Source organism: Paeniglutamicibacter sp. MACA_103, assembly GCF_045798555.1.
Classification (GTDB): Bacteria; Actinomycetota; Actinomycetes; order Actinomycetales; family Micrococcaceae; genus Paeniglutamicibacter.
Window position 1 is genome coordinate 61622 of sequence record NZ_JBIXLN010000024.1, and the last position, 13876, is coordinate 75497.

The window sequence follows — 13876 nt, forward strand, 5'->3', positions numbered from 1 at the left end:
TGCCGCGTCATGATCACAGACCTTCAGGACGGCGCGACCCGAACCGGATGGCGACGGACCCTTCTTTGGCCGGCGCCGGCCAGGACGCGAACTGGGCGCTGTCGGTGTTGCGGCGGCGGTTCAAATCATGTTGACACTTTCGAGGCCTGGCGGGACCGCGTCCGTGGGCATCAGGCTGCCGAATTGCGTCTGATGGTACCGGTCTTCCGGCGACCTGGAGTGTAATGTCGCTGCATGGACACGGAATCGCACCACTTCGTGGACAAGCAGTCTCATGTCTTCCAACAGGTCGGTACGGAAGTACCTTCCGGCGCTATTTAGCAATCAGGCCGAGCGGATTCCAGCGGTCAAAGTCCGTCTCCATGGGCTCGACCCGTTGCTGGCAGAGTTCCTGAACCGAAGCCACCCAAATGGCACGAAGGGCCCTGAGCTCGACTCTTTGACGCTCAAAGCGCGGCGTTGGTGCCGCCGCGGCAGCCTCGAACCTGTGTCCGTATCCGAATTCGCGAAATGGGGATAGCACTTAAGTGGACTGTCGATTTCCGATACGCGGATCCAACAGACTCAGCTGATGTCTCGAGTCGTCGAATGTCAGCAATGTCCTGACACAGAAATTCCACCGATGGCTCGAGACATCGCCCTTCCGCTTCCAAAGTTCAATGGAGCAAACGGGCGCCGATACATTGGATATTCACTGATCAGCAACCGTTCGGCGCCAGCTGGGGAAGGTACGCTAACGGTTTGCCCGCCAATATTCCATGGCTTCTTGGAAATGAAAGTCGAACTCAGCCGGAGTGATCTTGCCATGTCCAGCTACTGCACCCTCATAAAGGACAAACTTGCATCGCTGGTTCGGTGAGACACCATCGCGCGACTTCAGACCGAATGCCTCCTTGAAGGGCCCATAGTGATTCTCAACGTGAGACGTGTCCGCCACGCTCTGCGCGTAATACACATAGTTAGTCGGTGCATGTTCCTTATAGTGATCAACCATGTTAAACCGAGCAGGGAAAGCATCGATTAACTTACTGCGATCCCAGTTCGGCCAAACCTTTTCGAAATATGTGTCCACCACATGAGGGATATATCGACCGATGTTTGTCTGGGGCTCTTGAATGAATGCCAGAGATCCCGGGACCATTGCCGACATACGAAGCGCAGCAAATCCGCCACCCGAGCCGCCAACGAATGACAAATGTTTCGCACCGGTCTTACCGATGGCCTTTCGGATCGCTTTCATAATTGCGTTCGCGGGATCCCAACCCGGTCCTCCGAGGAACCAGGACAGTAGCATTTCACGATCTGTGTCGACCATGATCGTAGGGTCAGCAAATGCCATGAATGAATCCGCACGGGAACGCATAGAATGAACTCGTTCGAATCGCGGGTAAAAGTTCTTCTCCGCGAGGTTCGCCCCGTGGAATGCGATTAACAGCTCGTCGCTCCTAGACAGCTTCGAATAGAAGTCCAATGTCAGCCCGTTTCCAATTGGTACGGTGTGTAGAGCCGTCGGCTGGCCATGAAACTTCAGGGTGTTCAGACTAGTTTGGTGAACGAGCGGCACCTTATAGAAATCGTTGAACGATTCCAGGAGCCCGGTGCGTGGATTGACCGGCATGAGCGATTCGGGTCTTTCTCTCGATAGCGTATGTCGTTAAAAATGCCCGAGACTCTGGGCTGAACCCAATACTCTCCAGCAATAGGGACGAACCCATGGAATCTTACCGCACACCGGCGGACCCTCGCAGTCCATGGAAGGTAAGAATGAGTGAGGTAGCACCCTCACTCATATCCGCTCCCGTAACTGAAATCGTTGCTCTCGCAGCAAGTCATCTATGAGCATTACTTCTGCGGCCCTTGGAGTGCGACCCGCTACCGGTTGTGTCGGATAATGGCAGCCGCTGGACGAAGTCGTCGGACACCGAAGTAAATCGAACCCGAGAGGCTGCTGCCGGCTCATAAGGCCGCAGAAACCGAAATAGGCAAATCACACATGTGATTGCCTTCGTTGTTGAATGCTGAATAGCGCCAGAGGGTACTCCGGTTCCTGCCTGATGGTCGCCAGAACACCGGTACCATCCGACTCCATTTAGCAGTTGAACGTTCCAAGTACGCGCTAACCGTGAGTTCGGCCACGAAAAACCCCGTCCGTACATAAACGTTAGAGGAGTAGCCCGACACAGAAGTCGTCCAATATCCACTAATTATGTGACCGACGGGGCCATCGTTTGTGCATCCCATGATCCCGAATTTTGGGCGCCGAGTATCTGAACGGTCCTACCCGACGACCCGGGATCGGAAATTGCGCATGCAAAAATGAGCATCAGGCGCAATCGAGATTCAGAACTTCTCCAACACTCCGAGACGGCTTACGCCGCTATCGACTATGCGTAAATTGTCGATATTCCCTTGCCATGAATTCAGGATATTTTTCTCAGTCTCACGGTGAGTGTCATCGAGAACAATAAATGCCTCAGGGGCAAGCAAATCGCTAAGGACGGGCACCGCAGGATACCGAGCTTCGGGCCCCGTTGACTCAGGGGGACCATCGATAAGCAAGAAATCAACCCCTGCTATACCACTAAAAGCAGTCTTGCTATACCAGTCGTATTCGCGTCCGTCGACGTCAATCTTTTCGAGCGGAGCGTGCCGGCATTCTACGACGTCTTCTAGCCCGTGGCGGATTACCGCAGCTCGCGTAGAATCGAGGTAACTCTCTAGGTGGTCGATTGATATAATCTTTGTACCAAATTGGCGGCAAATATGTCCCATCCAAATTGTTGACGTCCCCCCACCGAGCTCGAGGATGGTCTTCGGCTTTCGCACTTCCAAGAGATTTACGAGATGCAATAATGCTTGCGCGTCCATCGCGAACCCACCAGTTGGCGGTAGTAGCTTCTCAACCTCTTTGAGGCGCGGAAGCAGTTGCATCAAAACCTCTGTTTGCTTCGTGCTTTCACGAACAGTGTCAGTCACATGCCTGGCCATTCGATTACGAACTTGAGCCATCGAGGTCTTAACCGAATTGTCGACAATGCGTTCAAGTTCCACCGGACCTATCTCCAGCGCTTTAATATTCTCTTTGATTTCCACATTTTCGGATCGAGAAATATTCGTCAACCGTCTTAGACCCATTGAAATTCTTTCCAGAGGCCCTTCGGCTTCAGATATTTCCCGAAGGGACCGCTCGGAAACCTCAAAGTATTTTCGACAGATCTCACCAATATCTGTGATTTTATCAGTCAAGCGAGAATTGAATTCTTTTTGGTTTTCAAGGTGTCTCGACGAATCTACACGAAGTTCTTCGTACTTGGATTGAAGATTTCCGGCTCCATCGTTGAAAGCAATCTCCAACGAATCAGCGCGTCGCTTAAGCTGCTCGAAGTTGCGATCCCTAGTATTTGACTCGTCAGACAAACTCACGACCGCGGCATGTATATTCGATGTTTGTTTATTTATCGCTCCAATTACTTTCTCTATTGACTGTTGCGAACGCTGAACCTCCTTGCCTTGGATTTCCAACGATTCTATAATACGAATGAGCTTTATTGACTTCGCGTTCGTAGCACGAGAATCACTAATTACAACCACCATCATGGATGTAGTTATCACCAACAGAGCCGCCGTGAGCACAATACTCAGACCCCACTGTGCAAGTAATGCGCTAACCGACGCAGCACAAACTAGGATGATAAGAGTTATGCACAATGCGAAGTATTTGTTGCTAATTTTGCTCGAGGCCATCACTTTCCCTCCTTTAAGTTTTAATTAAAATTATATATTCATGTTCGGATCATAGACATATCACGGGGCGCGCCTCTCCTGGTTTGAGGCGCGCCCTACAATTATTCTCTATATGCGCAACTTCAAGTTATGAATATTGAGTTCACATAACTGGTTGAGCCCTACTCAGACAGATTAATTTCTCGCGCGACAGTCGCGCCAATGGCGGCACGAACAATGTCCAGCACGCCGGCCGGCAAAGCCGAGTCGATGGCCAGCACGGCCACCGCTTCGCCGCGCTCTTCCTTGCGGGCCACCTGCATGCCGGCAATGTTCACGCCCTGCTCACCCAGGACATTGCCCAGGGTGCCGATGACGCCCGGGCGGTCGGCATAACGCAAGACGATCATGTGGTCGGTGATCGGGATTTCGATTTCGTAGCCGTTGATGCCAACCAGCTTTTCGATCTGCTTCGGTCCGGTCAGGGTACCGGCAACCGAAAGCTGCGTGCCTTCGGTGGAGGCTCCCTTGACGGTGAGCAGGTTGCGGTATTCCGGCGAATCCGGGGTGGTGACCAAACGAGTGGCCACACCGCGCTGTTCGGCCAGCACCGGGGCGTTGACGTAGGAAACCTGGTCGGAGACGACGTCCATGAATGCACCCTTGAGGGCCGAAAGCTCCAGGGCCTTCACGTCCAGGGAAGCGATCTCGCCGGCGACCACAACGTCGATGCTGGTCAACGAGCCAACGGTCAATGCGTTGAAGATGCGGCCCAGCTTCTCCATCAGCGGGATGCCGGGACGGACGTTTTCATCAATGATGCCTCCGGCAACGTTGACAGCGTCCGGAACCAGTTCGCCGGCCAGAGCAAGGCGAACGGACTTCGCCACGGACACACCGGCCTTTTCCTGGGCCTCGTCGGTCGAGGCACCCAGGTGCGGGGTGACGGTCACGTTCTCGAATTCAAAGAACGGAAGGTCCGTGCTCGGTTCCTTCACGAACACGTCGATGCCGGCTCCGGCAATTTCCTCGTTCTTCAGGGCCGTGTACAGGTCGTCCTGGTCCACCAGTCCGCCGCGGGCCACGTTGATGACATACGCGGTGTTCTTCATCTTGGCAAAGGCATCCTTGCCAAGCATCCCAACGGTCTCCGGGGTCTTGGGCATGTGGATGGTCACGAAGTCGGACTGGGCCAAGAGCTCATCCAGTTCCACCAGGGTGACGCCAAGCTGCTGGGCGCGGGCCGGGGTGATGTACGGGTCGTAAGCCAGGATCTCCATGCCGAAGCCCTGCAGGCGTGCCGCCACCAGCGCACCGATGCGGCCCAGGCCAATGATGCCGGCCTTCTTCTCGAAGAGCTCCACCCCGGTGTAGGAGCTGCGCTTCCAGGCGCCGCCCTTCAGCGAGGCGTTGGCTGCCGGGATGCGGCGGGCCAGGGACACGATGTGGCCCACTGTCAGTTCGGCAGCCGAGATGATGTTGGAGGTCGGGGCGTTCACGACCATGACACCGGCCTGGGTTGCGGCCTTGATGTCCACGTTGTCCAGGCCAACACCCGCGCGGGCAATGATCTTCAGGTTCTTGGCCGCGGCAATGGCCTCTGCGTCCACCTGCGTGGCGGAGCGCACGAGGATGGCATCGACGTCAGAAATGGCAGCCAACAGCTGGGCGCGGTCCGCACCGTCAGTCTGGCGAATCTCGAAATCGGGACCCAGGGCCGCAATGGTTGCGGGCGAGAGTTCTTCGGCCAAAAGGACGACTGGCTTGTTTACAGACACGGGGGTGGCACCTTTGCTATTTCAGTGGGCTGGATGCATGGTCCGGTGATCGACCGAACCAGAAAGGCCAGAATATCGCCCGCCCCTTCATATGCCCGGTTCCACGGCGCGATGTTACGGGCCCTCATGTTGAAACTGTGAGCATCTTCACAGGTGTTTGGTTCCACGGGAGATTCATGGCCTCCGGCATGCGGGCCACCGCTTGCCTCCCTGCGGACCTACCTCTCGAGCTCCAAACCGGCGTCCTGCTCGATATCGATCCAACGAACCAAGGCCGTCAAATTGCCGACGCCGTCATGATGCCACCCCGCGGCCGGCTCGGGCATACGCCCCACCCCGCAGATCCTGTCCACCCCGCACCCCGCCAAGTCCTGGGACCACGTTTCAAGGGTTTCCGGTGAGCAGGCAACACCCACCGTCTGCAGAACCCGGCGCAGCGGTGCCACCAGGCGCACCACGTCATCGATGCCGTCAACGGGATGGATCCGGAGGAAACGGTTCAACGGGGAGGGAACGAGGACCTCGGCTTCCGGGTCGTAGACTACCGTCCAGTTGTTGCCGGCCGGGGCGGTGAAGTACAAAAGGCCGTCATCCGTGTACGAGCGGAACTCCTGGGTCGAGCGCGCCCTGTCCAGTGCCACATGCTCTTCCAAACCGAGCCTGGCGCGGGGCTCCGCCACGTCGAATAGCTGCATCTGCTCGGCGACCGAAGCGGCAAATTGCTCCGGGCCCACCTCACCGCCGCGCTGGACAAAGACCGCATGCGGGGAAAGGCATCCCTGTTGATCGTACTGGGAGGCATCATAGGCAACCTTCACTGCCGTCTTCCCGAATTCCTCCTTGGTCAAGGCCTCGATACCCACCACGGCAAAACTCACCTTGTGCCCATGGGCTACAAGCCGGACGCCCGGCGGCACGCGGGCGGACACCGCGGCAATGGCAGCATCGCCGCCGGTCACCACCACGGCATCGGACTTGGCAAAGGCCGCCCGCTCGATCTCGTCGTTTCCGCCGGCCCAATGGACCATGGCCAGGCAGGTGGCCAAATCGGGGTCTTCCTCGGCAATGCTGTGGGCCAGGAACACCGCGAAGAGCGGTTCGCCCGAGGCGGACTTGCCCAGCGTTGCCGACTTCACCAACAGCGCACACACCAGGTTCCACGCGGCCAGGCCGGGGACATTGCCGGCATGTATCTGTGTGGTCAATCGCGGGCCGACGGCCCGTGACCGGCCGCCGGCCCGGTTGGGCTTGAAACCATCCAGGACCAGTGGGTTCTCCAGGTCCTGGGTGAGGAAACTCAATAGGCGATCCCTCCGAAAGGTCTGCAGGTAACGCGCCAGGCCACGGCGCACCATGGCCGGTGCATAGCCCGTCACCGCCGGAAGCACCGCCTCGGCCCTCACCCGCCAGTGGTAGTCCGGATCGGCCCAGCGGGCAAAGACCCGACCAAGCACGTCCACCACGTCCATTACCGGGCGGTTCGCAAGGTGTGCCTCCTGGGCTGCCAGCAAGCGCTGCGCCAATAGGTCCACCAGGCCGGACGTCATCTCCGGGGTTCGCACCACGATGGAGCCGGCGACCGTCTCTTTCCAGGTGAGGTCCCTCAGTTCACTGGCCTCCAGCTGCGGGAGGAAGAAGCCGTCAATGGCTTCGGGAACAATGGCGGCCGGCCCCTTGGCGGATGCGCCCGGATGTGTCTGCTCCATGATTTCTCAGCCCCTGTTCGCGCTGAGCATCTCATCCAGGGCCATGGAGCATCCACGCGCCTCGGCGGCCTCGGCGCGGCCGACCAGGACAAAGTCCGGTTGGATGGCTTCTCCCCCGGGTGCCGGCGGCACCAGGTATCCAATGTCCTCGGCAAGCACCGCCAAGCACGATCCCCTGTTGGCCAGGTCGTAGTGCACGATCAGCCCGTGTTGGCCCGGCTCGACGTCTTCCCCCGTGGAGGGATCGATGACCCGGATCCGGCTCCACGCCGGGACCGCCTTGCGCCTGACTGAGGGTTGCCGGCCCAGCCATGCCTCGCGCAGCGTCGAATCGTAGTACTGGGTGCTGATTTCGGTCATCCCGTAATAGTTCACGCACCATGTATCGGCAATGCCGAGCCGCTGGCCAAAGTTGAGCCGCAATTCATCGGCCCCGACCTCGCGGGAGCGTCCCTTGTATCCCCCGGTGTCCAGCAGCCTGCTGCCCGCCGGCAGGGAAAAGGCCAGCCCCTCGCGTTCTAGCGCGTCCAGCAGGTGCACGTAGGCAAAGGAGGTGCCCAGCAACGCGACGGGTTCCCCGGCGGCCTCCGCATCGCGCAGCACCGTGGCGAGGCGGCTCCAGTCGAGCTCGTCACCCGCCATGAAGTAGTCGCTGCCCGGGGCGCCAAAGGCATCAACCAGCTCTCCCAGGAAATGGGCCAGGGATGAATTTGGCTGCTCGTCAGGGCGCGCGTTGAGCACCAGCAGCCGCATGGTCCGCTTATCGGGCAGGAAGTAGTGGGCGAATGCCTCGCGGGCAGAGGCATCGTAAAGGTACAGGTGCGGGTGGTGGTTCCGGCCGCGGGTGGTGGGATCGGTGCTCCCGCTGGTCATGAAGACGGCGGCAGCATCTTCCACCGGATCACAGGCCAAGGTGAGTTCCTTGAACGCGGTCAAGGGCACCGGCGGAATGTCCTGCCATCGGGACAGGGAACCGGGATGCACCCCGCGCGCCCGACAGAAACGTTGGTAAGGGATGTTGCGTTCGTATTGGTAGGCGAAAAGTCCCAGGGCCAGGACGTTGAACTCGGAATCGTCCTCGGGGCTCCCCGCACTGCTGTCCGTGGCAGGCCCCGGCCCGCGTTCGATATAGGCCTGGATGCGCAGATCCAGGTCGTCACGCTGGGCTTCGGACGTGTTGGATCCTTGGGTGTTCATCGGGCGTTCTCCCCTTCCGTGCTTGTCTCGCGCATGGCGTCGGATTCCGCTCGCGGGCCCGCTGGGCCGTCCAGGCTTCTCGTCTGCGATCCCAACTCCGAGAGGTCGGTGCTGCGCCCCGCCGCGGCGGACACCACAAGGGTCACGGCGGCGGAGGCGACCGAGGCCGCGAGGAACGGGGCCAAGGACAGTCCCTGGGCAAAGGTGGCAATGGCCAGGGCGGCCGGCAGGCTGCCGCCGGCGAACCAGCCATAGCCCAGCGCCGCCACCAGTCCCGCGATGGAGCCGCCGATCGCGGCGTTGGAGGTCGAACGGCGCCACAGGCCCAACAGGATCGGAATGATCGTCGCGGCGCACAGCAGGTCGGCGATCAGGAACAGGCGCAGCACCGAGAAGCCCTGGAAGGCCACGAGGGCCGGGATCGCGGTGAACACAATCGTGGCTATCCGCGCCCCGGACAGGCGGAGCCTTGGTACGTGTGTCACGGCCATGGCAGCCAGCCCGTTTTGCAGGGTGTCCACCGTGGAGGCCACGAGCGCCAGGGTCAGAACGAGAACGGCCGCCAGGACCCAAACCGGCTGCAATTCCAGCAGGGCAAAGAACGGCACCGCCGGGGTGCCCAGGGCAACCCCGTAGGCGGCAGCGAGCAGTCCGACCAGGCCGGCAGCGAAGACCACGGGGAACCGGGTGACGGCACCGATGAGGGCGCCGCGGCCCAGGGCGCGGGCGTCGCGGGCCGCCCAGACCCGCTGCCAGTACCCGTTGTGGAAGAGCGTGGTGCCGGTGACAGCCACGACCAGGGTCAGCGCTGCCTCGATGCCGTGCAGGTCCACGGCGAATAATGCCGGGTCCAGAGGTCCCGTATTGCGGGAGAGCCCGCCGAAGAGGACGGCTCCAACGACCACCAGCAGCCCAAAGAGCATCCAGGATTGCCAGCGATCGGTGTGGATCGAGGCCCGCAGCCCGCCGTATGCGGTGTAGAGCGCAGTGATCAGGGCAACGGCAATGATCCCCAGCCGCGGATCCAAGTCGGACATGCGCCCAAGCACCGCACCGATGGCGGTCAGCTCGGCCGAGAGGGCAATGAGCATGTACATCATGGAAATCGCAAGTGCGTAGATGTGCATGGTAGTTCCGTAGCGCAGGCGCACAAACTCCACGAGGTTGTGCCCGTCCGGGATCAGCTTACGCAGGCGCTTTCCCACCAGCACCAGGCCAATCAGCGGCACGGTGACCGCGACGGCGTAACCGACCACGCCGGCAATGCCTGTGGTGGCCCCGACCTCCGGTGCGGCGAAAAGGATCCACGCACCTACTCCCGAGGCAAAGAAGGACAATCCCAAGCCCAGTCCGTTTTGGCTGTTGCGGGCCACGGCGAATTCCTCGAGGCTCCGATCCCGCCCGATTCCCAGGCCAACCCAGGCAAACACCGCCAACACAATGATCAAAATCGCCAAGGATATGGAAAAACCAAGCATCAACATTCATCCCTTCGCCGGCATTACCCGGACAGGTTCATGCGGTCGGCGACACCGTTAGTCGCCCTCTCAGCCTGGTTCTTCCCAAGCTCCCGCGTTGTGGGATCGACTCTAGCCACACCGTGGCCCGGATCCCAATCCCGAGCAGTCTGGAACCGTGAATATGAAGCTGCGAACTCCGGGCTTTCTCTGCCGGCGGATCGGCGGGAAAGGATTTCCAAAGATCGATTCTGGTCGGCCCCGTTGGCCCGATTCACCCTTCCGGGTCGTGCAATGCTGGAATATATGTGCCTTTTGACCTGGCGAAAACTCGTGGTAACCGTGGCAATGTTCCGTCCCCCTTGGGCCTGCTGGCGGGCTGCGCCGCCAAGCCACGCTCGCCGCACTTTGCGTCTCCCACGGCGCCAGCGTCCGCCGTTGCACCCGTTGTCCAGGACAAGGTCTGTTCCACCTGGTTGGACCTTCTTTTGGTCCCCGGGGTTAGGACTTCCTCGCGGTCCAATGAGGAACGCCATATCTATGCGCAATGGCGGAAACTGTCCCGGTTGAGTCCAACACCCTGGCTCCGGCCCGGTTGAACATCCGCCGGCAGCTCACCCCTGTGTCCTCACAAACGTTCGGCATCCGACTCATCAGATCCACCTTCTATGGCGCCAACGGAACCATGTCCGAAAGAACCATGAGGTTTGACGCCCGCTTGCCAGCCAGCTCCTGAGGATTGTTCCTAGGCTCCGCGGACTGCGACTTCTCCCGCCTTGGCGTGCTCCGCCCCGAACACCAAGTAGCGGTTGGCGATCTTCTCGGTAAAGAACCGGTCGTGGCTAACCACCACGACAGCGCCGGGGAAGTGCAGAAGCGCGCGCTCCATCACCTGGGTACTGGCCATGTCCAAGTGGTTTGTGGGCTCATCCAAGATCAGCACCGAAGCACCCGAAAGCAGGCACATGGCCATGGCCACGCGCGCACGCTGGCCACCTGAAAGGTTGCCGATGCGGTTCTTCAAGTCGGCCTCGGAGAACTGGAACATGGCCAGGAACCGGTTCACCGACTTCTTCGTCGCGCTGAAGGCCAAGGAATTCGGCATCGCGTTGACCGCATGGGTCACGGTGTCTTCGGGATCCAGCTCATCAAGGATCTCGTTGTAAGAAACCACCGCGGCACCCTTGGTCCAGGTCACGTACCCCGAATCCTGTTTCTCCGTCTCGGTCAGCACACGCAACAGGGTGGACTTACCGCTGCCGTTGGCACCGAGGATGACCATCCGGTTGCCGCGTCGCACCTCAAAACTGAGGTCGTTGAAGAGCGTCTTTTCCCCGTAGGACTTCGACAGTCCTTCGACCCGGCAAAGGGTGTCCTTGATGTGCAGGCCGCCATAGATCTCGGTGATGATCTTGTCCACGGGCCGCGGCGCGCGCGACTTCTTGATCTTGGAGAGCTTGTTGTCCAGGCCCTTGCTGGCTGCCTTGGCCGCCTCGCGGCGGTCAGAGATTCCCTCGGCTTCAAAGGCCAGAAGCTCGGATTCGTGGACGAATTGCGACTCGAGGGTCTTGAGCTTGAATTGCTTGGCCACCACGTATTCTGCGAAGTTTCCCGGGTATTCGTGGAGGTGGAAGTTCTCGACCTCGATGATCCTTGTGACCACCGAATCCAGGAACTTGCGGTCGTGCGAAACGATGATGGCCGCACCCTTGAATGACTTGAACCAGTTTTCGAGCCATTCGACGCCTGCGACATCGAGGAAGTTGGTCGGCTCATCCAGCAAGAGGACATCCGGGTCCTCGAGCAGGATCTTCGCCAGTGCGGCACGGTTGCGCCATCCGCCTGAGAGGGAATCAATGGAGCAAATCCTGTGGGCCTCGTCAAAGCCCAGCTTGGTAAGTACGGTGTCTATGGAACGGGGGTAATCCCAACCATCTAGTCGATCCATGGATTCGAAGAGCTCGGACTGGCGGTGGATCAACCGATCCATTTCGTCGGCCTTGGGATCGGCGGCAATGGCAGTATCGATCTCGGCGAGTTCCGCCTCGATGGTCTTGACTTCCGCAAAGAGTTCGTCGAGCACCTCTGAGATGGTCGAAGCTCCATTGAGTTCTGAGAACTGGGAGAAATAGCCGATCTTGGTTCCCAACTCCACCGCCACCGTGCCGGTGTCCGGTTCCACCTGGTCAAGGATCAGCTTCAGCAAGGTTGACTTGCCCGAACCGTTCCTGCCGATAAGACCGACACGGTCCCCCGCCTCTAGCTTGAAAAACGCCTCGCGCAGGATCGGGTTGTTTTCGAATCGCACGCTGACATCGTTTAGCCGGATCAAGCTCATGGTGGTGTGGTCCTATCAGGAGAATCGGTGGTGGAGAGATGGGCACGTTCCCCCCGACGGGGTCCGCTCGGTGAACTAGACACGAGTCGATACCGCGAAACACCACCACCGATTCTACAAGGCCAGGCACAGCGCTCCCGGCGGAGCAGTCTGCACGGCCGAACATGGTGGCGCGTTTCATGGTCCAATGCCAGACTGGACACAGGAGGCGTGCCGTGTCTGCAAACGAATTCACCGGTTCACGCGACAGTTCTGCCCACGAACAACTGGTCTGGGACTACGTCGAGTCATTGCCGACCAGCGAGATCGACAAGATCATCGGGCGCGCAGAGCGCAAGGTCGAGAAAATCGCCTACGGCATGTTGATGGCCGGACGTCCCATCAACCTCGAGATCCGCAAGAAGCTCATTCAATCCGCCATCCTGCGCGAGCTGAACACCCGCGCAGGATGACCCCCGTCACGTTTCTTCTCTCTCGGGAACGCAACGAAGGCCTACTTGACCAGCGGAGCTCCGGTCCCGTAATTCCCGTACGTCTCCACGTGGATATGGTCGAGGTGCAACGTCGTATCGTTCCACATGTTCACGAACTGCTGCCCGTACTTGCCGGACTTCGAGTATTCTTCCCAGCCCTTGCTGGGGCCGAGCCAGATCTTGTCCTGCCAGATCAGGTAGCTGATCCCGAGTGACTTGCGGTTCGCGATAAGGAAGCGTGCAATCTCGTCACCGTTCTTGACGCCTTGGGCACTCTTGTAGTCCTTAATCATGAGGTCGGTCGCGCGGCCACTGCTGTGCCCGACGGAACCGGCACGAACGCCGCCATAGGAAGACACGTAGCCCGCATACCGCTTCTTCACCGCAGCATTGACCGCCACTGTATCCGGTTGGAGCGTGGCCACGACGGTCTTGGACAGGTAGTCCTCACTCATCCACCCGGTGCCCAGGCTGGTGACCACGCGGGCCCAGCCGTAGCTGGAATTCAGGTAGGTGACCCGGTCGCCGGCCTGCACCACGCCCAAGACCGGGTGCACTATCGAGTTTCCCGTGCGCAGGTTCACGTTGCCGGTGGCCCATCGGTACTGGGTCGTGACCGGTGCCGATGGTGCCAAGGTGGAGAGATAAATTGCGCTTACCCAGCCGGTGCCCTTGCTGGTCTTGACATTGGCCCAGCCGCCCGAGGATTGCCCGAGCAGGGTCTTCTCGCCCCGGGGCACGACTCCAAGAGAGCCGTGGTTGATTCCAGGACCCGAGCGGAGATTGAGATTCGCCGTGGTCCAGCGCGGGGCACTGAAGGTGACTGCATCGGGCTTCGGTGGGGTCGGCTTCACGACAGGCGGCTTTGGCGTCGCTGTCGAGAGATAGTATTCGCTCACCCAGCCGGTGCCCTTGCTGGTCTTGACGTTGGCCCAGCCGCCCGAGGATCGCCCGAGTAGCACCCGCTCACCTTTGGGAACCACTCCGAGGGAAAGTGTGTTGGTCCCGGGACCCGACCGGAGATTGACGTTTGCGGTGGTCCACCGCGGAACGTTGAATGACACCGAAGGCTTGATGGCGGCGTTGGAGAGCTTGCTGGACTGCATCCAGCCGATCCCGGCACTGGTGCGCACTTGCTGCCACGAACCCGAGGTCCGCAGCCACTGGATTCTCGTGTTGTTCGAAAGAGTGGCAATCTTCTTGC

9 protein-coding genes and 1 riboswitch are annotated in these 13876 nt (G+C 59.8%); of the genes, 1 reads left to right on the top strand and 8 read right to left on the bottom strand.

Features of this window, described 5'->3' with window-relative positions:
* Positions 1–733: 733 nt before the first annotated feature.
* The 7 genes from ACIPVK_RS12730 to ACIPVK_RS12760 form a co-directional block, all read right to left on the bottom strand.
* Entirely contained in the window at positions 734–1618 is an 885-nt protein-coding gene (locus tag ACIPVK_RS12730; protein ID WP_407612343.1) for a hypothetical protein, read from the bottom strand.
* A gap of 722 nt (positions 1619–2340) precedes the next feature.
* Positions 2341–3744, bottom strand: coding sequence for a class I SAM-dependent methyltransferase (locus ACIPVK_RS12735; protein ID WP_407612344.1), 1404 nt, complete (start codon positions 3742–3744; stop codon positions 2341–2343).
* Between the two features lie 161 nt (positions 3745–3905).
* Positions 3906–5501, bottom strand: coding sequence for a phosphoglycerate dehydrogenase (serA, locus tag ACIPVK_RS12740; RefSeq protein ID WP_407612345.1), 1596 nt, complete (start codon positions 5499–5501; stop codon positions 3906–3908).
* Positions 5502–5719: 218 nt separating this feature from the next.
* Entirely contained in the window at positions 5720–7207 is a 1488-nt protein-coding gene (locus ACIPVK_RS12745) for an acyl-CoA reductase (protein WP_407612346.1), read from the bottom strand.
* 6 nt (positions 7208–7213) lie between these two features.
* Complete coding sequence (locus tag ACIPVK_RS12750) at positions 7214–8404, bottom strand: hypothetical protein (RefSeq protein WP_407612347.1); 1191 nt, start codon at positions 8402–8404, stop codon at positions 7214–7216.
* Positions 8401–9861, bottom strand: a complete 1461-nt coding sequence (locus tag ACIPVK_RS12755; protein WP_407612348.1) for a sodium:solute symporter family transporter — start codon at positions 9859–9861, stop codon at positions 8401–8403. Before ACIPVK_RS12755 ends, ACIPVK_RS12750 begins: the two co-directional genes overlap by 4 nt.
* 11 nt (positions 9862–9872) lie before the next feature.
* Positions 9873–9988, bottom strand: a riboswitch (TPP riboswitch).
* A 618-nt stretch (positions 9989–10606) separates the two neighbouring features.
* The gene (locus ACIPVK_RS12760; protein WP_407612349.1) at positions 10607–12199 is read right to left on the bottom strand and encodes an ABC-F family ATP-binding cassette domain-containing protein; all 1593 of its coding nucleotides are present in this window, start codon (positions 12197–12199) and stop codon (positions 10607–10609) included.
* A 215-nt stretch (positions 12200–12414) separates the two neighbouring features.
* On the opposite strand from ACIPVK_RS12760, the gene ACIPVK_RS12765 reads away from it, so the two are divergent.
* Positions 12415–12651: a hypothetical protein gene (locus ACIPVK_RS12765; RefSeq protein WP_407612350.1), complete on the top strand. Its 237-nt coding sequence runs from the start codon at positions 12415–12417 to the stop codon at positions 12649–12651.
* 41 nt (positions 12652–12692) lie between these two features.
* On the opposite strand, the gene ACIPVK_RS12770 is transcribed toward ACIPVK_RS12765, so the two are convergent.
* A partial coding sequence (locus ACIPVK_RS12770; protein WP_407612351.1) for an SH3 domain-containing protein occupies positions 12693–13876 on the bottom strand: 1184 nt, incomplete at its 5' end.